The following is a 24,251-nucleotide window of genomic DNA, read 5'->3' on the forward strand; positions in this document are numbered from 1 at the left end:
ACCGATTGGACAGCCAGATTGCTGGCTCATTTCCGCCGGGTCAAGACTTGTTCACTGACCGATCGGTCAGCTAGCGTGATTCTTGCCTGACCGATCGGTCAGCAAACGTGTTTCCTGTCGCCGCACCGGCCCTGGTCCGCATTCGCCCTGCTCACCAGGGCGGACACAGCCGTGCGGCCCGGCCCGCCCGTCCCTTCCCGGGCCCGCACCCCCGATCCCCCTCCGCTCCCCCGCCGCGCCCTCGGCTCCCGCCGGGCACCGGGCCGGCGGCGGCATCCCACCTCCCGGAGGCACGCATGAGCGGTCGTCGGCGTCTGGACTGGCTCGGGCTCACCCCCGAACCGGAGCGAGAACTCCCCACGGCGGTCGCCGCCCTGCGCGCCTCGTCCCGTGGTACGCCCTCGAAAGTCCCACAGGAGCTGGCCGCCACCGAGCGACGCCGCGTGGAGCGCCTGGTCCTGCGCGGCAGCCGGCACAGCTGGCTCCGCTACCTCGCCGAGGTCACCGAGCTGGTGACCGGCGTGGCCGCCGGATCCCGGACGGGCGATCCCGCCGCCGCCCTGCACGCGGCCGAGGTCGTCCTCGACCACCACCGCATGCTCATCGGCCTCCCGGGACCGGGATACGGCCGCACCGCGCAGGACCGCACCGCGCTGGAGAGCGCCGTACGGGCCCTGCGCAGCCACACCGGAACAGGAGCCCGCCCATGACCACGACGATCCGCCTCCCGACGGCGCAGCCGCCGGGCACCGTCCTCGGAGCGGCGCCGCGCGCAGCGGAGAGCGCCGACGCCTACCGGGCCACCGGTGGCTACGACGCGGCCACGGGCCCGGAGGAGCTGCTCGCCCACCTCGACGCCTCCGGGCTGCGGGGCCGCGGCGGGGCCGGCTTCCCGGCCGCCGTCAAACTGCGCTCCGTACGGCATCAGGGCGGCCCCGGCGGCTCCCCCGTCGTCGTGGCGAACGGCGAGGAGGGGGAACCGGGCTCGGTCAAGGACCGCTGGCTGCTGCGGGCCCGCCCGCACCTGGTGCTGGACGGCCTCGTCCGCGCCGCCGCGATCACCGGCGCCGTACGCGGCTTCGTGTACCTCTCGGACCCGGCCGCGGGCGAGAGCGTGCGCCGGGCCCTCGCCGAACACCCACCGCCGCTGCCGGTCGAGGTCGTCGAAACCGGCCACACCTACGTCGCCGGTGAGGAAACGGCGGTGGTCCGCCGGATCGACGGCGGACCGGCGCTGCCCGCCGCCAAGCCGCCCCGCCCGTTCGAGCGTGGGGTGGGCGGTGCGCCGACCCTGGTCTCCAACGTCGAGACGCTCGCCCGGGTCGCGCTCACCGCCGCCCGGCCCGATCTGCGCCGCGCCATCGCCCGCAGCACCCTGGTGACCCTGTCCGGCGGCCCGGCCGCGCCGGTCCTCACCGAGGTCCCCTACGGCCTCCCGCTGCGCGCCCTGGCGGCGCGGTACGGCAACCCCGACGCCGCCGGGGCGCTGATGGGCGGACTGTTCGGCGGACTCGTCGACGCCCCCGCCCTGGACCTCCCCCTCGAGCCCGGAGCGCTCACCGCCGCGGGCACCGCCCTGGGGTGCGGGGCGATCCACTTCCTCGCCCCCGGCAGGTGCCCGGTGACCACCGCCGCCGACGCGGCCGCCCACCTCGCGGCCGAGAGCGCTCGGCAGTGCGGGGTCTGCGTCTCGGGCACCGCCGCCGTCGGCAAGGCCCTGTACGGCCTCGCGGCCGGTACCGCCGGCCCGGACACGGCGGAGAGCCTGCACCGCTGGTCGCAGGGTTTGCCCGGGCGCGGTGCCTGTGGGCTGCTCGACGCCGCCGCGGGCATCGCGGGCAGCCTGCTCCGCTCCTTCCCCCGACTCGTCCGCTCCCATCTCGGCGCGCCCTGCCCGGTGTGCGCGGGCGCCGCGCCCGCCGACGGCCGCCACCGCCTCACGGTGGCCGTGCCGGAGGTCGCCGGAGCCCGCCCCCCGGAGCCCGCGCCGCCACCGGCTCGCTCCCCCCTCGCCCTCCCGCTGCCCGCGCTGAAAGGAACGCCGTGAAACTCCTGCTGGACTCCACCCGCTGCCAGGGCTACGGACTGTGCCACGAACCCGCACCCGACCTGGTCGAACTCGACGAATGGGGCTACGCGAGGGTCCTCGCCCTCGTCGTCCCGGCCGGCGGCGAGGATGCCGCCCGCGCCTGTGCCGACAGCTGCCCCAACGCGGCCCTCCGTGTGGAAGGATGACATGGGACGCGACCTGACCGCCCTCTTCGATCCCCGCTCGGTCGCCGTGGTCGGCGCCAGCGACGACCCGGCCAAGTACGGCCACGCGGTGGCCGCCCAGGCGCTGCGCGCCCCCGACCGGCGGCCCGTGCACCTGGTCAACCGGCGCGGCGGCACCGTCCTCGGCCGGACGGCGGCCCCCTCCCTCACGGCCGTCGGCGAGCCCGTCGACCTGGTGGTGATCTCCGTACCCGGCGCCGGCTTCGAGGCCGCCGTCGACGAGGCCCTGGGCTGCGGGGTGAAGGCGATCGTCGCCATCACGGCGGGGTTCGCGGAGGCGGGCCCCGCGGGACTGGCCCGGCAGCGGGCGGTCGCCGACCGGGTACGGGCCGCCGGAGCCGTTCTGGTCGGCCCCAACTGCCTGGGCATCGCCGACAACACCACCGAGCTGTACCTCGCCTCGGACCGCTTCGCCCCCGGCGGCGTCGCCCTGCTCAGCCAGAGCGGCAACCTCGCCCTCGAACTGCAGCTCCGCGGCGAGCCGCACGGCCTGGGCTACTCCCGCTTCGTCTCCCTCGGCAACCAGGCCGACGTCACCCTCGTCGACCTCGTCGAGGACTGCGCCCGCCACGAGGCCACCACCGCCATCGCCGTGTACGCCGAGGACTTCGGCGACGGCCGGGCCTTCGCGGCGGCCGCCGCCGCGGCGGGCAAACCGGTGGTACTGCTCACCGCCGGCCGCGGAACGGCCTCCGCCCGCAGCGCCCAGTCGCACACCGGGGCCCTCACCACCTCGGCCGACGTGGTGGCCGCCGCCTGCCGCGACGCGGGGGTCGAACTCGTCCGCACGCCGCGGGAGATGACCGTCGTCCTGGCGGCACTGGCCGCGGGGCCCCGTACGAGGGGCCGGCGTACCGCGGTCTTCACCGACGGCGGGGGCCACGGGGCGGTCGCCGCCGACGCGGCCGAGGACGCCGGGCTCGGCGTACCGGAGCTCGGTGCGCCGACCCAGGACCGGCTGCGCAGCGTGCTGTGGGAGCAGTCCTCGGTCGGCAACCCCGTCGACCTGGCGGGGATGGGCGAACAACGGCCGCTGTCCTACGCGGACACCGTCGGGAAACTGCTGGCCGCCGACGAGGTCGACGCCGTCCTGATGACCGGGTACTTCGGCGGTTACGCCGCCGCCGAGGGCGGTCTGGGCGGCGGCCCGGCGGGTGGTTCCGTACTCGCCGAGGGCGAGGCCAGGGCCGCCAAGGAGATCGTCGCGCACCTCACCGCCGTACCGAAGCCGCTGGTCGTGCAGTCGATGTACCCGCAGTCGCCGAGCTGCCGGGTGCTGGCCGAGGCCGGGGTGCCGGTGTTCGCCGCCACCGAGGACGCCGCCCGCGCGCTGGCGGCGAGGACCGGCCGGGCGGCGGCGGACTCCTCCGGTGTGCCCCCACTGCCGCTCGCCGCCGCTCCGCTGGAGGACCCCGGCTACCACGGGGTGCGGGTGCTGCTCGGCGCCGCCGGTGTGCCGTTCCCGGCGGCGCGCGAGGTCACGGACGAGGCCGGACTGCTGGCTGCGGCCGCGGAGTTCGAGGGCCCTTACGTGCTCAAGGCGCTGCACGTCCTGCACAAGTCCGACGCCGGTGGCGTGGCGCTGTGCCTGGCCGACCGGGACGCGCTCCTCACTGCGTACCGGGAGATGCACGCCCGGCTCGGCGCGCCCGCCTACTCCGTCGAGGCGATGGCCGACCTCACGGACGGCATCGAGCTGATCGTGGGCGTGAACCAGGACCCGCGGTTCGGGCCGATCGCCCTGGTCGGGCTCGGCGGGGTGCTCACCGAGACGCTCCGCGACGTCGCCTTCGCGCTCGCACCCGTACCGGCCCGGCGGGCCGAGGCCCTGCTGCGCGGTCTGCGGAGTGCGGCGCTGCTGGGCGGCGTACGCGGCCGGCCGGCCGTCGACGTGGCCGCTGCGGCCGCCGTCATCGAGCGCATCACCACCGTCGCCGCGGCGCACCCGGAGATCGCCGAGCTGGAGGTCAACCCGCTGCTGGTGCGCCCGGCCGGCGCCCTCGCCCTGGACGCACGGGCCGTCCTGGGCTGACCGCACCACGCCACCGCCGCACCACCCGCAATTCCCCCACCACCCCACCACCTCCACCACCTGCGCCCTGGAGGGCACATGGACTTCCGCTACACCCCCGAGCAGGCCGACCTCAAGGCCCGGGCCGCCGCCTACGCACGGCTCCTGATGCGGTACGAGGACCAGTCCGAGGAGGCGGGCGGTCCGCTGCCCGTCGAGACCGTCCGCGAGCTGACCCGCGCCGCCGTCGACGCGGGCGTCTACGCGATCAACATGCCCGCCGCATGGGGCGGGGCCGGCCTGTCGCTGCTCGACCAGGTCATCGTCGAGGAGGAGTTCGGCAAGGTCACCAACTGCCTCTGGGACATCCCCTGGCGGCCCGCGAACGTCCTCGCGTACGGCACCGAGGCGCAGCGGGAGAAGTACTTGCTGCCGGTCATCCGGGGCGAGCGGTTCGACGCGTTCGCGGTGACCGAGCCCGGTGCGGGATCCGACCCCGGATCGGGCACGAGCACCGCGACCCGGACCGACGGCGGCTGGCTGCTGAACGGCGAGAAGTGGTTCGTGACCTGCGGCGACATCGCGGACTTCCTGCTGGTGCAGGCCGACGCGGGGCCCGAGCGGGCGGCGACCCTGTTCTTCGTGGACCAGCAGGCGCCCGGGGTCGAGATGACCCGGGTCCCGCGGTTCATGCACTCCGCGGTGAACGGGCACCCCGAGTTCACCTTCACCGATGTCTTCGTCCCCGACGAGGACGTGCTCGGCGGGGTCGGCAACGGCTACGAGCTGACCAAGGAGTGGTTCACCGACGAGCGGCTGATGATCGCCGCCCGGACGGTCGGCGCCGCCGAGCGGGCCCTGGAGCTGGCCCGGGACTGGGCGGTGGAGCGGCGTCAGTTCGGCTCGCGCATCGCCGACTTCCAGCTGATCCAGGGCATGCTCGCCGACTGCGCCGTCGACATCGCCGTCAACCGCGCCTACACCCACCAGGTCGCCTGGGAGGCCGACCGGCCGGAGACCGACCGCAAGACGCTGCACGCGAAGGCCTCGACGGCGAAGCTCGCGGCGAGCGAGGCCGCGGGGCGGGTCATCGACCGGTGCGTGCAGATCTTCGGCGGCCGGGGCTACGACCGTACGTACCCCGTCGAGCGCATGTACCGCGAACTGCGCGTCGACCGGATCTGGGAGGGGACCTCCGAGATCCAGCGCCTGATCATCGCCAACGAGCTGATCAAGCGCGGCACCCGGGCGCTGGCCCTGCCCACCACCCGGCCCGGCGCTCTGCCCGCCGCCCTTCCCGCCTCCTGACGACCGCTCCCCCACCACGACCGAGAGGACAGACAGACATGGACTTCCGCCTCACCGCCCGTCAGGAAGAGCTCCGGAGCTCGGCGCGCGCACTGACCGACTTCATCACGAAGTACGAGCTCGACTGCGAGGAGAGCAACGGGCTGCCCCCGCAGGCCCACACCGAGATCCGCGACGCGGTCCTCGACAGCGGGCTGCAGGCCGTCAACATGCCGCAGGAATGGGGCGGCGCCGGCCTGACCATCCTGGAGCAGGTCACGGTCCAGGCGGAGCTCGGCCGGCTGACCGGGGCCTTGTGGGACATGGTGTGGCGTCCGGCCAACGCCCTGTCCTACTGCACGCCCGAGCAGCGCGAGCGCTACCTCGTCCCGGTGATCCGGGGACAGCGCCGGGACTGCTACGCGGTGACCGAGCCCGAGGCCGGCTCCGACCCGCAGAACCTGCGGACCACGGCGACGCGGACCGCCGGCGGCTGGGTGCTGAACGGCGAGAAGTGGTTCGTCACCGTCGGCGACCACGCCGACTTCATGATCGTGCTGGCCGCGGCCGGGGAGGAGCGCGCGCCGACCCTGTTCCTCGTCGACAAGGACACGACGGGCATCGAGATGACCCGGGTGCCGCGCTGGATGCACACCTTCGTCTACGAGCACCCCGAGTTCACCTTCACCGAGGTCTTCGTCCCCGACGACGCGGTGCTGGGCGAGGTGGGGCAGGGCTACGACATCACGCGCTCCTGGTTCACCGAGGAGCGGCTGATGATCGCCGCCCGGACGATCGGGGCCGCGGAGCGGGCCCTGGAGCTGGCCCGGGACTGGGCGGTGGAGCGGCGTCAGTTCGGCTCGCGCATCGCCGACTTCCAGCTGATCCAGGGCATGCTCGCCGACTGCGCCGTCGACATCGCCGTCAACCGCGCGTACACCCACCAGGTCGCCTGGGAGGTCGACGAGGGCGTGATCGACCGCAAGACGCTGCACGCGAAGGCGGCCATCGCCAAGCTGGCGGCGAGCGAGGCGTCGGGCCGCGTCATCGACCGGTGCCTGCAGATCTTCGGCGGGCGCGGGTACGACCGCTCGTACCCGGTCGAGCGCCTCTACCGCGAGCTGCGCGTCGACCGCATCTGGGAGGGCACCTCCGAGATCCAGCGCCTGATCATCGCCGGCGAACTGGTCAAGCGCGGTACGGGCGTTCTGCGGATGCCGGCAGCGGGGTGACACCCCGGTCCTGGTCCGGCGGTCCGGGCGGCGCGCCTGCCGGGGCGCCGCCCGGACCGCCCCCGCCCGCGTGGGCACCGTAGGCACCTGAGGAACCAGTGGAGGGAGGACGAGCCGATGACCGATGTCGATCGGGTCGGGATCGTGGGCTGTGGGCTGATGGGATCCGGGATCGCCGAGGTCTGCGCCCGCGCCGGCCGGGACGTCGTGGTGGTGGAGACGAACCGTGAGGCCGCGGCCGCCGGGCTGGAGCGGATCACCCGCTCCCTGGGACGCGCCGCGGCGTCCGGGAAGCTGACCGCGACGGAACGGGACGCCGCCGTCGGCCGGATCACGGTGACCACCGACGTGGCGCGGCTGGCGGACCGGGACCTGGTCGTCGAGGCGGTCGCGGAGGAGGAGCGGGCGAAACTGGAGGTCTTCGCCCTGCTGGACCGGGTGGTGGAGCGCCCGGACGCCGTCCTGGCGACGAACACCTCCTCCATCCCCGTCATCCGGCTGGCCGCCGCCATCTCCCGCCCGGAGCAGGTCATCGGCCTCCACTTCTTCAACCCGGTACCGGTGCTTCCCCTGGTCGAGCTGGTGCCGTCGCTGCTCACGGGTGAGGTGACCGTCCGGCGGACGCGCGCCTTCGCCTCCGAGGTGCTGGGCAAGCAGGTGGTCCGGGCTCAGGACCGGGCGGGTTTCGTGGTGAACGCGCTCCTCGTTCCGTACCTGCTGGCCGCCGTGCGCATGGCCGAGTGCGGAACCGCGTCGGCCGAGGACATCGACCGGGGCATGACCCTGGGCTGCGCGCACCCACTGGGACCGCTCGCGCTGGCCGATCTGATCGGCCTGGACACGGTGCAGGCCATCGCGCGGTCGATGTACGCGGAGTACCGGGAGCCGCTGTACGCCCCGCCGCCGCTGCTGGCCCGGATGGTCGACGCGGGCCGGCTGGGCCGCAAGACGGGCCGGGGCTTCCACACCTACGGAGCCCGCGGGGACGCCGCGATGCGCGAGGATGGTGCTGTGGTGGCCACGGCAACCGGGCCCACCCGCCCGGTCCACGGGCGCCGACACGAGGAGCAGCCAACGTGACCAAGGCCGAGCGCGCACTCGAGACGCGTGAGCGAATCCTCACGGCCGCGTGCGAGGTCATCGCCGACATCGGCTTCGAGAACGTCAGCATGCGCAAGGTCGCCGAGCACGCCGGGGTGTCGAAGGCTCTCCTGCACTACCACTTCGACACGCGGGAGAAGCTCTTCGCCGAGGCGATGACGCATTCCTTCGCCCAGACCGGTACGGACACCGAGGGCGTCGCCGACTCGGTGCCCGCCTCCGTGGTCCTGGCCCGGATCCTGCGGAGCATGCTGCCGAGTGACGCGGAGCTGCGCCAGGACTGGAAGCTCTGGCAGGAGTTGTGGGTGCGCGCCCAGCGCGATACGGCGGCCCGGCACCTGGCCGTCGATCTGTACGACCAACTGCACGCGTGGGTCGGCGGGGCCGTGGAACGGGGCATCGCGTCCGGGGAGTTCGCCGACTGCGACGTGGCCGCGCTCGCCACCCTGGTGCTGGCCCTGTGCGACGGCCTCGGCATCCGCCTGATGATCGACGATCCTCGGGTGGACCTCGCGACGGCCCGGTCGACGATCTGGCGGACCATCGCCCCCACGCTGGGCATCGCCCCGGAGTTCCCGGACGTCTGACCGCGCCGCTCGCGACCTGAGCGTTCGGACCGGACCGCTCAGCCGGATCGCACAGCCCGACCGCTCAGCCCGGACCGTGCACGGTCTGGACCCGGCCGGCCGGGTCCACGGTGAGGGCGACGCGCTCGGTCTTGTTCCCCACGGCCAGCGCGATCCACACGATGCCCCACAGCAGGCACGTGAAGATGGTCAGGATCGCGTGCAGCAGGTGGTTGACGTCGCCGCCGCGCACCAGCACCGCCTGGGTCGGGGAGCGCGATTCGACGCGCCAGCCCATGCTGACGTACTGGTTCACGGTCCAGTCGAGGATCGCGGTGCGCCGTCCGTCGTCGAGCGGCTCGCCCGTGGGTGAGTGGAGCAGGTCAGGGGGCGGTTCGGGGGGCGGCCCCCAGCGCTGTGATCCGTCGGACTTGGGCATGGGGCCAGCCTCCCTGCGCATTCGGTACGGTCCCGCTCATCCCCAGGGTGCGCCGGACCGCCCGGTCCAGCACTCCGGGCCCCGGGACCGCGCAGCACATCGGACATTCATTCGATTTCGATGCCCGACTCGATCGGGCACAGGATGTCGGGTCCGGCCGTGTGCCCGCTCCCTAGCGTGGTGAGCACGAAAGAGGAAGGAGCCGGGAGTGCTGGAGCGTCTCAACCAGGCCCTGGAGTACATCGAGCGCTGCCTCGACCAGGAGATCGACGTGGCCGAGCTGGCGCGCATCGCGACCACCTCGGAGTACCACCTGCGCCGGATGTTCTCCGCGCTCGCGGGCACGCCGCTGTCGGAGTACGTACGGCGCCGCCGGCTCACGGTCGCGGGCGCCGAGGTGCTCGCGGGGCGTGAGTCCCTGCTGGAGATCGCGGTGCGCTACGGCTACGGCTCGGGCGAGGCGTTCGCGCGGGCGTTCCGTGCCATGCACGGCGTGGGGCCGGGCGAGGCCCGGCGCACCGGTGCCGCGCTCGTCTCCCAGCCCCGGCTGACCTTCCGCCTCACCGTCGAAGGGAGCAGCAGCATGCGTTATCGCGTAGCGGAGAGGCCGGACTTCAACGTCGTCGGCCTCAGGGCCCGGGTGCCACTGGTGCACGCGGGTCCGAACCAGGCGATCATCGACTTCGTCCGCGGGATCGACCCGCAGGTCCTGGAGCGCCTGGGGAAACTGTCCGACCAGGAGCCGCAGGGCGTCGTCGCGGTCTGCGACGACCTGGACCCGAGCCGCGCCGAGGGCACCGAACTCGACTACTACCAGGGGGTGATCACGTCGTCGGCCGCACCCGACGGCACCGTGTCCCTGCCCGTCCCGGCCGGCACCTGGGCCGTCTTCACCACCTCCGGACCGGCTCCGCAGGCGATCCAGGAGCTGTGGCGGGACGTGTTCACCCAGTGGTTCCCGTCCAACCCGTACCGCAGCCGCCCGGGCCCCGAGATCCTGCGCGTCCAGCTGTCCCCGGGCGGGGCCGAAGCCGACGCCGAACTGTGGCTTCCGGTGGAGCGCGAACAGGACTGAACCCCTGCCGTGGCGGCCCTCGCGCCCACACTCCCGCTCATCCGACGAACACACCATCCCATCCGTCGTACCCCCATTGGGGCCCACACCCAGCCCTTGCGGGTGACGGCCCGGAATGGTGTGCGGATATGTGCGGGACCAGCGTGCGAGGTTCTTCCCCGGACAGGAGCCGGGCACTGGCCCGGCCTGTCCCCGAAAGCCTGCCTTCCGGCCGACGGAGGGCCGGCTCGCACTCAACGGAAGGGTGGACATGAGGAAGTTCGCTTGGGCCGCGCGGGGTGTCGCGGCGGTGTCGGGAGCCGTGCTCCTGGGAGCTCTGGCCGTTCCTGCGGCGGCCGCCGACGGCCCGGATGCCGCGGGCACACAGGCCAGGCCCAACAAGTGCTCGTCGGAGCGCGAGGTGTCGTCGACCGTGGTCGACTACTCCAGCAGCAACCTCTTCGAGACCGTGTTCCGTGCGGCGACCGACCGTCAGGGCCACGCGTTCCTCAACGACAGCCGTAACCCCGGGGTCTGGATCAACCTCGCTCTCCTGGCGGGTGCACCGACCTGTACCCAGGGCACGGCCGTATCGGTCACCGAGGAAGATGCCGGCCACCTCTTCATCACGCTGCTGGGCAGTGACGGAGTCCTCCACCAGGCCATTTGCAACACCAGCTCGGTGGCCTTCACCTCGGCGAACCTCGCCGCGGCGTGCAGCGCCGGCTTCACGCCCCTCCCGGGCACCCCGGTCTAGGAAGCCGACCCCGGTGGTGCCCGTCGGCACGGCCGGGTGAGGACATGACCGGTAGCGCGGCCGGTCGCCGGGTGCGACCGGCCGCGACGCGCGTTCAGTCCCAGAACTCGCCGTCGTGCGGCAGCGCTGCGAAATGGCCGGGGTCGTGGGAGAGGAAGACCCGGATGCCGGCCCGGGAGAGCGCGCGCAGGCGCCCGTAGGTCAGCAGCTTCTCCTCGACGTTCCAGTCGCTGACCATGGGCACGTTCTGCTCCAGTCCCTCCTGGAGGTGCGCGGCGTCGCCCATGAGGGCGATGCGTCCGTGGTGGTCGAGGTCCAGGATGAGTCCCTGGTGACCGGGGGTGTGGCCGGTGGTGCGCACGAGGGTGAGCGTGCCGTCATGGAACAGGTCGGTGTCACCGGCCAGTTCGAGGAAGTCGTAGTTCCGGCTGCCTGCGTAGTCGTTGAACGCGTAGCCACGCGCCGTCCAGCGGTCCGGCCACCAGGCATGGCGCAGCTCGTCGTGCTGGGCCACGTGCACGGCGTGCGGGAAGTAGGTCATCCCGCCGGCGTGGTCGAGGTGCAGGTGGGAGTAGACGACGTACCTGACGTCGTCGAGCCGGTAGCCGAGGCGCTCCAGCTGCGCGTCGACGGCGTGGGCCCGGGTGAACCCCTCGGCGCCGTACGCCGCTCGCAGGCCCGGGCCCCACTGCGCCTCGGCGGCCTCGGGGTCCGCGACGCGGTGGTTGACGCCCGTGTCGAAGAGGATCGGTCCATGGGTGGCGTGCTCGATGACGGCCACCGTCGAGGGCACGGTGACCGTACCGCTCGCCCCGTGGAGGAGACCGCTCCTCGGCATGGTGAAGGGCCCGGCGTCCACCGTCGTCACGCGCAGTCTCGGGGGCACCGCGGGACCTCCCTCTCCCCCTGTCCAGGCTAGCTCCGGTGCGGCGGGACCACGCGTCGGAGGGCTTCGGAGAAGGCGGGCACGCAGTCCGCCGACGTGTAGACCGTCACCGCGTCCACCCGCCCGGCCGGGCCCGGGTCGAGGCGCACGGGCGGGTCCAGGTGCACGGCCACGTTCAGTGCGCTCTCCACCGAGCAGGCCACCGCCCCCGGTTCCCCGGGCACGGGCCTGGGGCCCCGGCCCGCAACGGTGCGTGTCACCGGGGACGCGGAACGGACCGACGTACGCGGCAGCGTCACCTCACCGAGGAATCCGGTGCGCAGGACCACCCGCTCCTCGTCCACCGCGTGCGGATGGCGAACCAGTGCGGCCACCAGGCCCAGCCCGCCCAGCACCAGGACGAGCTCGAACGCCGCGTGCACCGGCCGGACCACGGGTGGCAGCATCGAGGAGAGCAGGAAGGCCACCACGATCTCCATCGTGGCCAGGACCAGCACGACCTGCCGCAGCCCGGCGGAGTGCCGCAGCCCGGGTACCGGGGGGCGGCGCAGGACCACGGCCGTCAGCGACCCGGCCCAGATGCGCCCGATCCCGGCCCGCGTCGGCCGTGCCGTCACGATCCCCGTCGTCGGTCCCGTCACTGTCACAGCCGCCGCCCCCTGCCCTGTCGTTGCTTCGTTCCCCTCGTTCAGAGTCGCGTGTCGCCGGCGCCGCGGACAGTGACGAATGTCAGCGGTGTGCCGTGGACGTGCCGGGGGTGTGCGGACGGTACCGCCCGCGGTGCCCGCAAGGCTGGGGAATCGGCGAATCCGGGGCGGCGCCGTGCCGTGGTCGGCAGGATGGGGGCATGGACCGTGGGGACATGAGGCCGCGCGGGTCGCGGCCACTGGTGGTGCGGGTGCCGGTGGAGCCGGTGGAAGCCGCAGTGGAAGCCGACGCGCTCGACGCCGTGGCGCGTGCGGGCGATGTGGTGGTGCGCGGCCCGTTGTTCGGGGTGGCGGCGCAGTCCGCCGGGGACGGGCCGCGGTGGCGGGTGGTGCTCGAAGTGACGACCGGCTGCCCCCAGCAGGCGCGCGACGGGCTGAACTCGCGGTTGTGGTTCCGTGCGAAGGACGAGGCGAAGGACAGGGCCGAGCGGCGCGCGCTGCTGGCGGCGGTCGCCCGGCTGGAGAGCGAGCGGGTCGACGAACTCGTCGTGTCCGGGACCCGGTACCGGGTCATCCGCGCCGAGGAGTACGCGGCTTCGGGCCCGGACGGTATGGAGGCGCCGCGCCCGACCGATCCGGAGCCCCTCGTGCCCGACTGGGACCGGGCCGTCAGGGAGCCCGGAATCGACGACGGGCTGGTCGTGGATCCGGACGCTCCGGTCACCCCGACCCAGGCGTTCGAGCAGCTGGCGCTGCGCGGACTGTGCTACACCGGCGAAAGGTTTCCGGAGGAGGTGCGCGCCGATGCGCGGCGGGCGCTCGACACCCATCCGGACGTCCTGGTGATGCCTCCGACGTTCAGCGTCGTGGAGCGGACCAGGGGCGGCTGGCGGCCGGTCAGCGGCCCGCACGTGACCCCGCACGCGGCCCGCAGGTCGCTGGACTTCGCGCTGACGTGGATGTGGCCGCGTATGCGGGGCCATCTCCCCGAGGACGCCGACCCGCGCATCGACGCCCGCACCTGGGCCGCCGGGGACGGCCGGGACGGCGGGGGCGGCGGGGGCGGCGGGAAGTCCGCCGACCTGCGGGCGGCGAAGCTGGCCGCGTACGCCGGGGCCGCCGACACGCTCCGGGCCGGGCGGGTCAACCGGCTGGAATTCCAGGACTCGGTGTACCAGATCGTGCGCACCCGCCGCCTGCTGCGGTGGGGCCCCGACGGTCCCGAGGGCCCGCGGCCGTCCGACGTCAACAGCCAGGAACCCGCACGCATCCACCTCACGCTCGACGAGGACGGCCGCGTCCTGTCCGACGAGTGACCACGGCCGACGACAGCTGACGACGGCCGACGACGACGGACAAGTCGGTGCCCGGCTGGCGTTTCGGCGTGCACCCCCGGACCTCCATGGGAAACGGTGGACCCGGGACCCGCCCCGATGTGCGACCCGCTGATGCCCCGAGGGAGACACCCATGAACTGGACGCTCGAAGTCGTCCCCGTCCCTGTCACCGACATGGACCGCTCGAAGGCCTTCTACGCCGACAGGATCGGCTTCGACGTCGACCTCGACGACGAGGTCTCCCCCGGCGTGCGGATCATCCAGATGACCCCGCCCGGTTCCCGGTGCTCCATCGCGATGCTCCAGGGAATGCCCGAGGCACCCGGCTCCCGGGCCATGGCCCCCGGCACCCTGCACGGCCTTCAGCTGTGCGTCACGGACATCGAGGCGGCCCGTGCGGAGCTGGTCGACCGGGGCGTGGACGTATCGCCCGTCCGGCACGTCGGTGAGGCGGGCTGGGAGGAGGGCAAGGGCGGCACCTGGAACTCCTTCCTCACCTTCGAGGACCCCGACGGCAACGGCTGGGTCGTCCAGGAGGCCCCCTCGGAGCTGCCCGAACGCTGAGCGGCCCGGGCGGGGGCCGGGCGGGCAGATGTACCAAGCCCGCCCCCTCCGGGGAGGAATCCCGGCGCGTACAGGCGCGTACAGCCCGGTCGCTCGCACGTGCGGCCGGTACATTCCCGATTTCAGCCGGTTCGTTCTATTTCGGGGATGTGCCTTGCGTCGTATCGCTGTCGCCCTCACCCTGCTGACCGCCCTCTCCTGCGGTGCCGTCGTGGGTTCGCAGGCCGTCTCCGCCGCGAGCGCGCCGACCGGCGGTGTCGGCGGCCGGGGCACCAACATCCTGGTCGTCGGAATCGACAGTCGCGCCGGACTCTCGGCGGCCGAGAAGCGCCGGCTCCACGTGGGCGGCAAGGGCTGCAACTGCACCGACGTGATGATGCTGGTCCACCTGTCCGAGAACCGGCGGCGCGCGAGCATCGTCTCCATCCCGCGCGACTCCTACGTCACCTACGCGGGCACCACCGTCCCGGCCCTCAGCGGCAAGATCAACGGTGCGTACGCCCTCGGCGGTGGCCCGCTCACCGTGGCCACCGTCGAGAAGGCCACCGGTCTCCACATCGACCACTACCTCGAGACCGGCTTCACGGGCTTCGAGCGGACGGTCGACAACCTCGGCGGCGCCACCGTGTGCACGGACACACCGCTCAGGGACGAGAACTCCGGACTCGACATCGGCGCCGGCCGTCACCTCGCCGACGGCAACGGAGCACTGCGCTACGTCCGGGCCCGGCACGTCAACCTCCGGCCCGGCGACCTCGGCCGGGTCCGCCGCCAGCAGCGCGTGGTCAACGACCTGCTGGCCCGCCTCACCGCGGAGGGCGCCCTGAACGGCCCCATCAGCACGGCCCGGACCGTACGGACCCTGCTGAAGACCGTACGCACCGACGAGCGGACGGGGCTCGACGACCTGGTCCGCATCGGCTGGGCGCTCGGTCACCTCCGGGCGGACCGGACGGAGTTCGCGACCGTCCCGATCCGGCTCTTCGACCACCGCGTACCCGGTGTGGGGTCGACCCTGGTGTGGGACGAGGCCCGCTCCGCCGCCTTGTGGAACGCGCTGGGCGCGGACCGCCCGATCACGGGCGACACCCGTATCCAGCCGATCGCGGAGAATCCGGCCCCGGCCGACCCGGCCCGGATCCCGGTCCGCGTGGACGACGAAGCCGTCGCCACCGCCCTGAGCGCCAACGGGTTCGTCGTCACCGACACCTCGCGGACCGCGCCGGCGGTGCGCCCGGCGGGGCCGCCCCTCATCCGCTACGCCACCGGCCAGGAGGAGAACGCGGCGACCGTCGCGGCCGCTCTGCCCGGCTCCCGCCTGCAGGCCGACCCGGCGCTCGACGCGGTCGTCGAGGTCACCCTCGGCACCGCGCCCGTCCGGGTCAAGACCGTCACCTACGACCGCAACGTGGTCGACGGCGCCCCCGCGACCGCGGACCGCCTGCGCTGCGCCGGTGCCCCGGCGGCGGCGGGGGACGCACGGCCGGTGGGCGCTGCGGAGCCGTCCGGGCGACGATGAGGGGTGATGCACGAGGAGATGCCGCTCGAGGAGCTGATCAGCAGCGCCGCCCAGGATGCCGGAGGCTGGCTGGGCGCCCTGCCGGTCGCCCTCGTGGCCACCAGCAGCGACGGGATGGTCGTGCGCTGGAACCACGCCGCTCAGCAGCTCCTCGGCTACACCCCGCCCGAGGTGCTGGGACGGCACATCTCCGATCTCCTTCATCCGGGGGCCGATCGCAGCCTGGGCCGCTCCCTGTGGGAGACGGCCGCCACCGGGCGCGGGGTCATGGGGATGGTCACCGCCTGGCACAGCCAGGGCCACCCGCTGGAGCTGGAGATCTGGGCCTGTCCGGTGCCGGACCGCCGCCACGGTGCCTCCGCCGTGCTGGTCTTCGCGGCGGACGCCCACGCCGCCCGCCGTATCCGCGGGTCCTCCGCCGTCTGGGACGGGCTGTTCGCCCGTTCGCCGGTCGGGATCGGCGTCCTCGACACGCAGCTGCGGTTCCTCCAGGTCAACCCGGCCCTCGAAGCGATGAACGGCCTCGCGGAATCCGCCCACGTGGGGCGGCGCCTGGCCGAGGTGCTGCCCGAGGTGAACGCCGGTGAGATGGAGGCGGCGATGCGCCACGTCCTGGACACCGGTGAACCGGTCCTCGACCGGCGCCGCACCGGCCGGACCCCTGCCGACCCGGAGCACGACCGCGTGTGGTCGTGCTCGTACGTACGCGTCGAGGACCCCGGTGGCCGGGCGATCGGCGTGATCGCCTCGCTCCTCGACATCACCACGCAGCAGCGCGACCACACCGAGGCCGAGGCGGGCCGGCGCCGACTCGCCCTGCTCAGCGAGGCCAGCTCGCGCATCGGCTCGAGCCTCGATCTGGAGCGCACGGCGCAGGAGCTCGCCGATCTCGCCGTCCCGCACCTGGCCGGCGCCGTCACCGTCGACGTGCTGGATTCCCTCGCACGCGGCAACGAGCCGGGCACGGGGCTGTCCGGGGGCGCCGCCCTGCGCCGTCTGGGCAAGGCGCCCCTGACCGGCTCCGCCGTCACCCAGGTCCTGGCTCCCCTGGGCAGGACCCTGGTCTTCCCCTCGACCGCCCCCTACACCCAGGCCCTCGCGGCCCGGCAGCCCTACCTGATCGCCCACCTCGACGACGAGGCCGTCGCCTCCGCGGCCCGCCACACGACCAAGCCGGCCCAGCTCCTGCAGTTGGGCGTGCACTCGTTCATGATGATCCCGCTCATCGCCCGTGACATGGTCCTCGGCGTCGCCACCTTCTACCGCACCGGTCCGGTCGGGCCCTTCGGGTCCGACGACGTGACCCTCGCCGGTGAACTCGCGGCCCGCGCCGCCATCAGCATCGACAACGCGCGCCTCTACCACCACGAGCACGAGACCGCGGTCGTCCTCCAGCGCAGCATGCTCCCCCAGCACGTCACCCCACCGCCCGGTTTCGACATCGCCCACCGCTATCTGCCGGCCAGCGATGTCAACGAGGTCGGCGGTGACTGGTACGACGTCCTCCCGCTGACCGGCGGCCGGGCCGCGTTCCTCATCGGCGACGTGATGGGGCACGGCATCGCGGCCGCCGCCGTCATGGGACGGCTCTCCGCGACCGTCCGCGCGCTCGCCCGCCTCGACATGCCTCCCACGGCCCTGCTCCACCAGCTCGAGGCGACCCTTGCCGACCTGTCCGATCCGATGCTCGCGACCTTCCTCTACGTGGTCTGCGACCCCGCCACCGGCCATTGCACGGTCACGCGCGCCGGCCACCCGCCCCCGGCCGTGGCCGAGCCCGACGGCAGCGTCTACCTCGTCACGACCCCGCCGGGCGTCCCGTTGGGTGTCGGGGGCATCTCCTTCACCACCACCGACATCACCCTGCCGCCCGGCAGCGTCCTCGTTCTCTACACCGACGGCCTCATCGAGGCGCGCAGCCGCGACATCGACGAACGCCTGGGCGAGCTCACCGGATTGCTCGGCGCACCCCAGCAGTCACTGGACCACCTCTGCGATTCCCTCATCGCCCATCTGGTCCCCGCGTCCGCCGACGACGACATCGCCCTCCTCGCGGCCCGCATCGGCGTGCCCGCCGACCGGCCACCCGCGTGAATCGGCCATCGCCCCTCTTCGCACTGTCACTCTCCCCGCCCGTCCGCGTACAGTCCGTGATGCCGACGCATCCTCGGGCACCGCCCGACAGCCGCACAGGAGAAGCCCCGTGGCCACCGACGCCAGCAGCAGGCCGATCGCCCCGCGACGGGCCGGGACGGGACGACCGCTCCCCCAAGCCGACGCCGGCTGTGTGGAGCGGTGGCGCACCCACCAGGGCGAACTGGTCGACCTGCTGGCCCAGGTACGGGAGCGGCTCGGCGGGGTGGCTTCCTTCCGCCTCGGGCCGCAGCCCACGGTCCTGGTCACGGGACCCGAGGCCGTGCAGCACGTCCTGGCCCTGCACCCCGACCGGTACGTCAAGCGCTCCCATCGCGCCCGCCTGCTCATCGGCGACGGGGTGCTCGCCGCGACCGGCGAGGCCTGGAAGCGGCAACGGCGCCTGCTGCAGTCGCAGTTCACCGGAAAGGGGATGCGCCGCTACGAGGAGCGGATCACCGCGGCGGCCCGGACCACGGCCCGGCGGTGGGCCGGCCACGCGCGCACCGGGCGGACCTTCGACCTCGGCGAGGAGATGCGCCGCTTCGCCCTCGACACCATCTGGCGGGCGCTCACCGGCCATCCGCTCGACGACGCCACCGCGCACGAACTGGCCTCCGTGGCCACCGTGGTGGCCGCGCTGCCGACCCTGCCGGCCGGCCACGTGGACGCCCGGGACGCCGTCGCCGACGACCTGGCCAGGATCGACGCGGTCGCCCGGCGCGCTGTGGACGCGGCCCGGGACGCAGAGCCCGGCCCCGACGGCCCGGGGCTGCTGCAGGTGCTGGTGGATGCCGTCGGCGAGTACCCCCAGTACACCGACCAGCTGCTGCGCGACGAGCTCGTCACCCTGCTGGTCGCCGGCCACGAGACCACCGCGACCACACTGACCTGGCTGTATCTGCTCCTCGACCGCCATCCCGCGGCCCGCGAGGAGGCGCTCGCGGCCGGCCGCGCCGGTTCGCCGGAGCGGCGCGAAGCCATCCAGGCGCTGGTGAGTGAAACCCTCCGGCTCTACCCGTCCGCCTGGATCCTGCCCCGGCACGCCGCCGAGGACGACGTCCTGGCGGGCTACACCGTCGATGCGGGCACGGACCTGCTCGTGTGCCCCTACCTCACCCACCGCGATCCCGAACTGTGGCCCGATCCCGAGCACTTCGACCCCCGGCGGTTCACCGTCCCCGGCCGCCGGCCCACGCGTCCGGGCGCCTACCTGCCGTTCGGCATCGGCCCCCGCGCCTGCCTGGGCCAGCAGTTCGCCCTGCGCGAGTCGACCGCCCTCCTCGAACACCTGCTGCCCGCCCACGTCCCGGACTTCCGGGCCGTCCCCACCGGGGCGGCGTACAGCATCACCGTCCGCCCCGACGGTCCGACGCCCGCCACCCTCACCGCCGTGGGTACGGGGAGCCCCGCGCGCTGAGGCGTCCCGTGTCAGTCGTCTCCGAAGGCGCGCCGCGCGAGGTTCTCGCGCAGCGCCGCCAGCCGGTCGGTCTCGGCGTCGAGGGCGGCGAGCGTGCGGCCGGCGACCCCGGGCGCCGGGCCGCCCGGAGCATCCGCGCCACAGCGCGGCGGAGGATCCTGGGCGAGCAGGTGCAGGCGGTCGGCGCAGCCGCGCAGGTCCTCGATCGTGAGCCCGAGGGCGAGCAGATCACGGATGACGCGGACCCGCGCGATCTCGCCCGTTCCGTACTCGCGCTGGCCCGACGCGGTGCGGGCGGGCGGGGACAGGAGCCCGCGCCGCTCGAGGACTTGCCCGGGGCCGGGCTCGGGCCGTGGGGTCACGGCGACGGTGAAGTGCTCGCGCGCGGGCAGTCCCTCGGGAACGGCGGCGAGGCGGACTTCGCGGGTGGTTCGGGGCAGGACCGTGGTCATGTGCGCGCTCCGGGGCAGGTTGGGGGCGGTGGTACGAGGGGCGTCCGCGGCCGGGGTGCGGCGACGCCAACCCCTGGCGCCCACGTCAGGGGTTAGCCGCTTGTACGGGCGCGGCGTCCCGGTGTCCCTGGTTCCGCGCAGCCTCAGGCGGGGCCTGATGCGTGGGAGGCGCGGCGGATCGCGTCGAGGGTGCGCGCCACGTCCTCGTCGCTCGTCGACCAGTTGCTCACCGAGATGCGCATGATGCGGCGGCCGTGCCAGGTGGAGCCGCTGATCCACGCCGTGCCCTCGTCGAGGAGGCGGGCGAGTACCCGGTCGGTGCGTGCGTCGTCGCCGAACCCGGCGCAGACCTGGGTGAAGACCACGTCGTTGAGGACGGTCGCGCCGGGGATGGCGGAGATGCCGGTGGCGAAGGCGCCGGCATGCCGGCACAGCCGGTCGACGAGGTCGGCCACGCCCGAGCGGCCGAGGGATCTGAGTGCGGCCCAGACGGTGAAGGCCCGCCCGCGGCGGGAGAGTTCGGGGACCTTGTCCATCGGGTCGCCGTGTTCGTGCTGGATGAGGTAGTCGCCCTGCTGACCCATCGCCGACCGGAGGGCGGAGGGGTCGCGGACGATGGCCAGGCCGCAGTCGTAGGGGACGTTCAGGGTCTTGTGGGCGTCCGTGGCCCAGGAGTCCGCGAGGGCGCATCCCTCGGTGAGGTGCGCGTGGCGCGGAGAGGCGGCTGCCCAGAGCCCGAAGGCTCCGTCCACGTGTACCCACGCGTCCGCCTCGCGGGCGGCACGGACCGTCTCCGCGAAGGGGTCGAAGGCACCGGAGTGGATGTCCCCGGCCTGAAGGATCACGATCGTCGGACCGGGACCGGGACCGGAGGCGGGGGCCGCCAGGGTGCGCCGCAGGGCCTCGGGATCGATGCGTCCCTGCGCGTCCGTGTTCACGAGTTCGGGTCGGCCGAGCCCGAGGTAGCGCAGGGCCATGTCGATGGCCATGTGGCGGTCCCGGCCCGCGATGACGCGTACGGGCGGCCCACCGGCGAGTCCGTCGTGGGCGATGTTCCAGCCGGTGCGCCGCAGCACCGCGTCGCGCCCGGCGGCGAGGCAGGTGAAGTTCGCCATGGTGGCACCGGTGGTGAAGCCGACGGCGCTGCCGGACGGCAGGCCGAGCAGGTCGAGCAGCCAGGCGCCGGCGATCTCCTCCGTGGCCGTGTACGCGGGCGAGACCGCGCGCATCACGCAGTTCTGGTCCCAGGCGCTGACCAGCCAGTCCACGGCGAGCGCGGCCGGCTCTGTGCCGCCGACCACGAAACCGTAGAAACGGCCGCTGGGGAACGCGGTGAGTCCCGGCTCGCAGGCGGTGGCCAGCAGGTCGACGACGTCGGCGGGCACGCTCGGCGCGTCGGGCAGCTCCGCACCGAGCGCGCGCACGATCTCGTCGACCGGGGCGCGGGCGGGAACCGGGCGGTCGGACAGGCTGGCCAGCCAGCGGACGGCATGGCCGTGCGCCCGTCGGAGCGCCTCCTCGCGCTCGTCCATACCTCGGACTATGGGACAGACCCCGCCCGCCCGCAAGCGGTCAGTGGATGACGCTGAAGCTGCGCCAGGGCAGGCTCACCGGGGCCGTCACGTTGCTGAGGGTCGTCGCCACGTAGATCCCGTCGGCCCTGTCGGTCTTCTGGCAGTCGGGCGTCCGGTACAGAACGATGTCGACGAGCGTGTGGTTCTCCACGTGCGTGGCTCCTTCCTGGATGCCGATCTTGTGGCAGCCGACGACGAGCGTGTTGGAGTAGCTCACCTCGACCGGCGAGTCGTGGCCGCGGAAGCTCAGCATGCCGACGGTGCTCCGGCCCAGTCCCGAGCAGGCGCTGGCGGTCAGCAGCAGTGCTGCGGTGCCCACGATGATGCTGATACGTCGGCTGTGGGGCATGGGCTCGGTCCTCGTCTGTGCGGTGGTGACGGTCCTTGTCCACAGCGTGACCCGGCGGGGCGGCGGTGGCCTCCGGTGCTCCGCCGACCGGATGAACGCCTACAGGCTCAGGGCGTCCTCCGCGTTGGTCATCCAGGCGGTCACGGAGTTCTTCTCGGGCGAGACGTACAGGCCGGGGGTCGTCGCCTTCAGCGGTGTCTGCTTCAGGTCGGACTCGGTGTTCATGGTCATCTCGATCGAGTTCACGGTCTTGCCCTTGCCGTCGGCGGCGCCGCCCATGAGGCCGGCGTAGGCCGACTGGCCCGGCTCCAGCCGGATCGCGTCCTCGATGCCGGGGGCCGGGCCCCGCTCCGTGGCCTGGCCGTCCAGATCACCGAAGGTCACGACCGGATGCCCCAGCGCCCGGCACGCCTTGGTGCCCTTGTTGGTGATCTTCAGCAGGTAGCTGCTGGTCGTGGGTTCGGCCAGGGTCGCGGTGAACTTCACGTCGAACGTGCTGCACGGGAAGACGTCGAAGTCGGGGTCGGTCGAACCGGGCGCCGGCGGCTTGGACGGGGTCGCGGACTTCTTGGGGCTCGCGGCCGGACTCGACGTCGCGCTCGACGTCGGACTCGCGACCGTACTCCCGCCGGGGCTCGCGGTCGGCGTCCCGGCCCCGTCCGCCGCGCCGTCCCCGGTGGGCCCACAGGCCGTCAGGGCCAGTGCGGATACGGCGGCGAGGGCGAGGGCGGCCTTGCGTGCAGTGCTCATGATGATGGTCCCCCTGAGGAGAAGCGCGGAACGCGCCGGGCTGGCCGAGCTGGGTGAGCACCAGCGTCCCGCAGAAGCTTCACAGCTTGGTGACGGAGTGTTGCCGGATCGACCACGGTTACAGGGGCGGACCCTCGCCCGGACACCCCCTAACATCGGGGACCATGGGGAGATCCGAGGAGAGCGGCCGTGCCGTCCCATGGCGCGTCACGGTGCGGGAGCACCAGCGCAAGGCCGGTCTGCCGCCCGGCGGCCCGCCCCGTCCCGAGGGCCGGCCGCTCGCCCGGCGCCAGGATCTGCGCATCCACGGCACCACCGGGAAGATCAGCTGCGTCGACGACTCGGGCCGCACCCACTGGACCGCGCCCTGTTCCGGCCGCCCCAACGCCGCCCACATCTCCGGCGGCCGGGTCCTGGTCACCACGCACTCCCTCGCGTACACGCCGTGGGGCCATCTCGGCCCGGCACTCTTGCTCGACCTGACGGACGGCAGCCGGATCACCGAACTGCGCGGCGAACGCGGCGCGGCCCTGGGCGGCGGCCGGTTCGTCCTCGGCCTGGCGGGCTACGACACGTTCGACACCTGGGCGTACGACCGCGACGGGACCCTGTACGACTCCTGGCGCAGCCACGGCCACTTCGTCGTCGGGACCGGCATCCGGGTCGTCGAGACCGATCGCACCCTCCCCACCGGCAGCCGGGTGGTCCGGCTGCTGCCCGGCGGCGTCGTCGAACGCGGACCCCTGCTCACCGACCCGCAGACCCCGCAGCCGCTCGTGCTGCCGGACGGCACGATCCTGATCCTCGACGCCGGAGTACTGCGCGCCGTCGGCCGCCGGCTCGAGGACGCGGTCCTCGCCGAGCTGCTGCCCCTCGACCCCGAGGAAGCATGGCGCTACCGTGGCTCGCTCCGTCTCACCGGCGGCGAACTCACCGTGACCCTCACCGAACAGCACCCCGACCGGCCCGACAAGCACACCTTCCGGACCTGGACGCTGGTCCTCCAATCGACCGGATGACGGCCCGGGGCCGGGGGCGGGAGGCCGGGGAGCCGTCAGTTCGCCACTACGGTCAGTACGGCCGAGACGACCGTGACCGCGGAGGCGGCCACCATCCAGTTCCGGGCCCGGCCCGACAGCACGGGCATGCCGTCGGCGTCGGCCTCCTCGGAGTCCTCTTCCGGCTCCCGCATGCGCGGGCACGACCCGCAGGCCGGATCGTGGACCAGTGTGTCGAGCCAGACGACACCGTCGAGCGGCGCCCGAGCGAACAGCATCCCGTCAGATTCCATATCCGGACAACGCCATGATCCGCATCAGGCCACTGCCGACGGGCAGACCGAGGCCCAACCGTTGCCGACCAGCCGATCACACAATGCGGTGAACGGACCGGGCTACCGGCCGCGGCGGTTGTCGTAGACCGTGATGCAGAGCGCCCTCATCGCCGTCTCGGCCCGCTTGGGGTCCAGGCCGTGGTCGATCGCCTCCAGGGCGGCCGCCGCCGAGGTCTGGACCGGGTGCGGCAGGCCCTCGTAGGCGGAGATCCGGTAGGCCATCGTGCGGCGGGCCGCCCGCTCCGCCTCGCTGACCCCGTCGGAGGTGAGCGGAAAGACGGCCGCCTGGTACGTCGCGATACACACGAGGGCGGCGTCGGCGAGACCCTCGGCGTAGCCGTCGGCCGGGACGACCTCGCGTTCGGGCTGGAACAGGGCGAGGACCTGCCGGCGGGAGAAGAACGATCCCAGCCCCGCCCCGAGACCGGCCGCGCCCGCGAAGACCGCGGCCATCAGGCGGCCGGACAGGAGCAGTCCGAGGCAGCCTCCGGCGACCGCACCGCACGTCACCAGTACGAAGGTGATCATCAGGTGGATGCGCGCGGCGGGACGGGACTTCATGACAGC

At 73.5% G+C, this 24,251-nt stretch carries 25 protein-coding genes; 16 read left to right on the forward strand and 9 right to left on the reverse strand.

Annotation, left to right across the window (positions count from 1 at the left end):
- The first annotated feature begins 296 nt into the window (after positions 1-296).
- From ACGFZK_RS00090 to ACGFZK_RS00125, 8 genes are all read left to right on the forward strand, one after another.
- Positions 297-710 carry a hypothetical protein gene (locus ACGFZK_RS00090; RefSeq protein WP_393846535.1) on the forward strand — a complete coding sequence of 138 codons (414 nt, stop codon included), beginning with the start codon at positions 297-299 and terminating at the stop codon, positions 708-710.
- Positions 707-2,047, forward strand: a complete 1,341-nt coding sequence (locus ACGFZK_RS00095; protein WP_393846536.1) for an NADH-ubiquinone oxidoreductase-F iron-sulfur binding region domain-containing protein — start codon at positions 707-709, stop codon at positions 2,045-2,047. Before ACGFZK_RS00090 ends, ACGFZK_RS00095 begins: the two co-directional genes overlap by 4 nt.
- A complete protein-coding gene (locus ACGFZK_RS00100; protein ID WP_393846537.1) occupies positions 2,044-2,235 on the forward strand; it encodes a ferredoxin in 192 nt (63 codons plus the stop codon). The genes ACGFZK_RS00095 and ACGFZK_RS00100 overlap by 4 nt, the downstream gene beginning before the upstream one ends.
- Before the next feature lies 1 nt (position 2,236).
- A complete protein-coding gene (locus ACGFZK_RS00105; RefSeq protein WP_393846538.1) occupies positions 2,237-4,306 on the forward strand; it encodes an acetate--CoA ligase family protein in 2,070 nt (689 codons plus the stop codon).
- A gap of 78 nt (positions 4,307-4,384) precedes the next feature.
- On the forward strand, positions 4,385-5,593 hold the full coding sequence (locus ACGFZK_RS00110) for an acyl-CoA dehydrogenase family protein (protein ID WP_393846539.1): 1,209 nt from the start codon (positions 4,385-4,387) through the stop codon (positions 5,591-5,593).
- Positions 5,594-5,631: 38 nt separating this feature from the next.
- Positions 5,632-6,804, forward strand: coding sequence for an acyl-CoA dehydrogenase family protein (locus ACGFZK_RS00115; protein WP_393846540.1), 1,173 nt, complete (start codon positions 5,632-5,634; stop codon positions 6,802-6,804).
- A 117-nt stretch (positions 6,805-6,921) separates the two neighbouring features.
- Positions 6,922-7,884: a 3-hydroxybutyryl-CoA dehydrogenase gene (locus ACGFZK_RS00120; protein WP_393846541.1), complete on the forward strand. Its 963-nt coding sequence runs from the start codon at positions 6,922-6,924 to the stop codon at positions 7,882-7,884.
- Complete coding sequence (locus ACGFZK_RS00125) at positions 7,881-8,492, forward strand: TetR/AcrR family transcriptional regulator (protein ID WP_393846542.1); 612 nt, start codon at positions 7,881-7,883, stop codon at positions 8,490-8,492. The genes ACGFZK_RS00120 and ACGFZK_RS00125 overlap by 4 nt, the downstream gene beginning before the upstream one ends.
- Positions 8,493-8,556: 64 nt before the next feature.
- Here the strand turns inward: ACGFZK_RS00125 and ACGFZK_RS00130 are convergent, their stop codons facing one another.
- Complete coding sequence (locus ACGFZK_RS00130; protein WP_393846543.1) at positions 8,557-8,910, reverse strand: hypothetical protein; 354 nt, start codon at positions 8,908-8,910, stop codon at positions 8,557-8,559.
- A 208-nt stretch (positions 8,911-9,118) separates the two neighbouring features.
- Between ACGFZK_RS00130 and ACGFZK_RS00135 the strand changes: the two genes are divergently transcribed.
- Positions 9,119-9,985: an effector binding domain-containing protein gene (locus ACGFZK_RS00135; protein WP_393846544.1), complete on the forward strand. Its 867-nt coding sequence runs from the start codon at positions 9,119-9,121 to the stop codon at positions 9,983-9,985.
- A 250-nt stretch (positions 9,986-10,235) separates the two neighbouring features.
- Complete coding sequence (locus tag ACGFZK_RS00140) at positions 10,236-10,721, forward strand: hypothetical protein (protein WP_393846545.1); 486 nt, start codon at positions 10,236-10,238, stop codon at positions 10,719-10,721.
- Between the two features lie 94 nt (positions 10,722-10,815).
- Here the strand turns inward: ACGFZK_RS00140 and ACGFZK_RS00145 are convergent, their stop codons facing one another.
- Positions 10,816-11,607: an N-acyl homoserine lactonase family protein gene (locus tag ACGFZK_RS00145; protein WP_393846546.1), complete on the reverse strand. Its 792-nt coding sequence runs from the start codon at positions 11,605-11,607 to the stop codon at positions 10,816-10,818.
- 29 nt (positions 11,608-11,636) lie between these two features.
- Positions 11,637-12,224 (reverse strand): hypothetical protein, encoded by a 588-nt coding sequence (locus tag ACGFZK_RS00150; protein ID WP_393846547.1) that lies wholly within the window; start codon positions 12,222-12,224, stop codon positions 11,637-11,639.
- 230 nt (positions 12,225-12,454) lie between these two features.
- Here ACGFZK_RS00150 and ACGFZK_RS00155 point away from each other — a divergent pair, with 230 nt between their 5' ends.
- The 5 genes from ACGFZK_RS00155 (at position 12,455) to ACGFZK_RS00175 (ending at position 19,226) form a co-directional block, all read left to right on the forward strand.
- Complete coding sequence (locus ACGFZK_RS00155) at positions 12,455-13,570, forward strand: DUF5954 family protein (RefSeq protein WP_393846548.1); 1,116 nt, start codon at positions 12,455-12,457, stop codon at positions 13,568-13,570.
- 152 nt (positions 13,571-13,722) lie between these two features.
- Positions 13,723-14,154, forward strand: coding sequence for a VOC family protein (locus tag ACGFZK_RS00160; RefSeq protein ID WP_393846549.1), 432 nt, complete (start codon positions 13,723-13,725; stop codon positions 14,152-14,154).
- Between the two features lie 154 nt (positions 14,155-14,308).
- Positions 14,309-15,673 carry an LCP family protein gene (locus ACGFZK_RS00165; RefSeq protein ID WP_393846550.1) on the forward strand — a complete coding sequence of 455 codons (1,365 nt, stop codon included), beginning with the start codon at positions 14,309-14,311 and terminating at the stop codon, positions 15,671-15,673.
- A 6-nt stretch (positions 15,674-15,679) separates the two neighbouring features.
- Positions 15,680-17,767 carry a SpoIIE family protein phosphatase gene (locus ACGFZK_RS00170; RefSeq protein WP_393846551.1) on the forward strand — a complete coding sequence of 696 codons (2,088 nt, stop codon included), beginning with the start codon at positions 15,680-15,682 and terminating at the stop codon, positions 17,765-17,767.
- Between the two features lie 109 nt (positions 17,768-17,876).
- Positions 17,877-19,226, forward strand: a complete 1,350-nt coding sequence (locus tag ACGFZK_RS00175; RefSeq protein WP_393846552.1) for a cytochrome P450 — start codon at positions 17,877-17,879, stop codon at positions 19,224-19,226.
- Between the two features lie 11 nt (positions 19,227-19,237).
- Here the strand turns inward: ACGFZK_RS00175 and ACGFZK_RS00180 are convergent, their stop codons facing one another.
- The 4 genes from ACGFZK_RS00180 to ACGFZK_RS00195 all read right to left on the reverse strand — a co-directional run bounded on the left by ACGFZK_RS00180 (position 19,238) and on the right by ACGFZK_RS00195 (position 22,351).
- Positions 19,238-19,678 (reverse strand): MerR family transcriptional regulator, encoded by a 441-nt coding sequence (locus tag ACGFZK_RS00180; RefSeq protein ID WP_393846553.1) that lies wholly within the window; start codon positions 19,676-19,678, stop codon positions 19,238-19,240.
- A 143-nt stretch (positions 19,679-19,821) separates the two neighbouring features.
- Positions 19,822-21,210, reverse strand: a complete 1,389-nt coding sequence (locus ACGFZK_RS00185; RefSeq protein WP_393846554.1) for a pyridoxal phosphate-dependent decarboxylase family protein — start codon at positions 21,208-21,210, stop codon at positions 19,822-19,824.
- Positions 21,211-21,250: 40 nt separating this feature from the next.
- Positions 21,251-21,601 carry a hypothetical protein gene (locus tag ACGFZK_RS00190; protein ID WP_393846555.1) on the reverse strand — a complete coding sequence of 117 codons (351 nt, stop codon included), beginning with the start codon at positions 21,599-21,601 and terminating at the stop codon, positions 21,251-21,253.
- 99 nt (positions 21,602-21,700) lie between these two features.
- Complete coding sequence (locus tag ACGFZK_RS00195; protein ID WP_393846556.1) at positions 21,701-22,351, reverse strand: DUF4232 domain-containing protein; 651 nt, start codon at positions 22,349-22,351, stop codon at positions 21,701-21,703.
- Positions 22,352-22,515: 164 nt separating this feature from the next.
- Between ACGFZK_RS00195 and ACGFZK_RS00200 the strand changes: the two genes are divergently transcribed.
- Positions 22,516-23,370, forward strand: coding sequence for a hypothetical protein (locus ACGFZK_RS00200; RefSeq protein ID WP_393846557.1), 855 nt, complete (start codon positions 22,516-22,518; stop codon positions 23,368-23,370).
- Between the two features lie 35 nt (positions 23,371-23,405).
- Here ACGFZK_RS00200 and ACGFZK_RS00205 read toward each other — a convergent pair whose 3' ends face one another.
- Together ACGFZK_RS00205 and ACGFZK_RS00210 are read right to left on the reverse strand one after the other, a co-directional pair.
- On the reverse strand, positions 23,406-23,627 hold the full coding sequence (locus ACGFZK_RS00205; protein ID WP_393846558.1) for a hypothetical protein: 222 nt from the start codon (positions 23,625-23,627) through the stop codon (positions 23,406-23,408).
- Between the two features lie 117 nt (positions 23,628-23,744).
- Entirely contained in the window at positions 23,745-24,245 is a 501-nt protein-coding gene (locus ACGFZK_RS00210) for a hypothetical protein (RefSeq protein WP_393846559.1), read from the reverse strand.
- Positions 24,246-24,251: the final 6 nt, after the last annotated feature.

The sequence above is a fragment of the Streptomyces sp. NPDC048257 genome (genome assembly GCF_043201855.1).
In the GTDB taxonomy this organism is placed as follows: domain Bacteria; phylum Actinomycetota; class Actinomycetes; order Streptomycetales; family Streptomycetaceae; genus Streptomyces.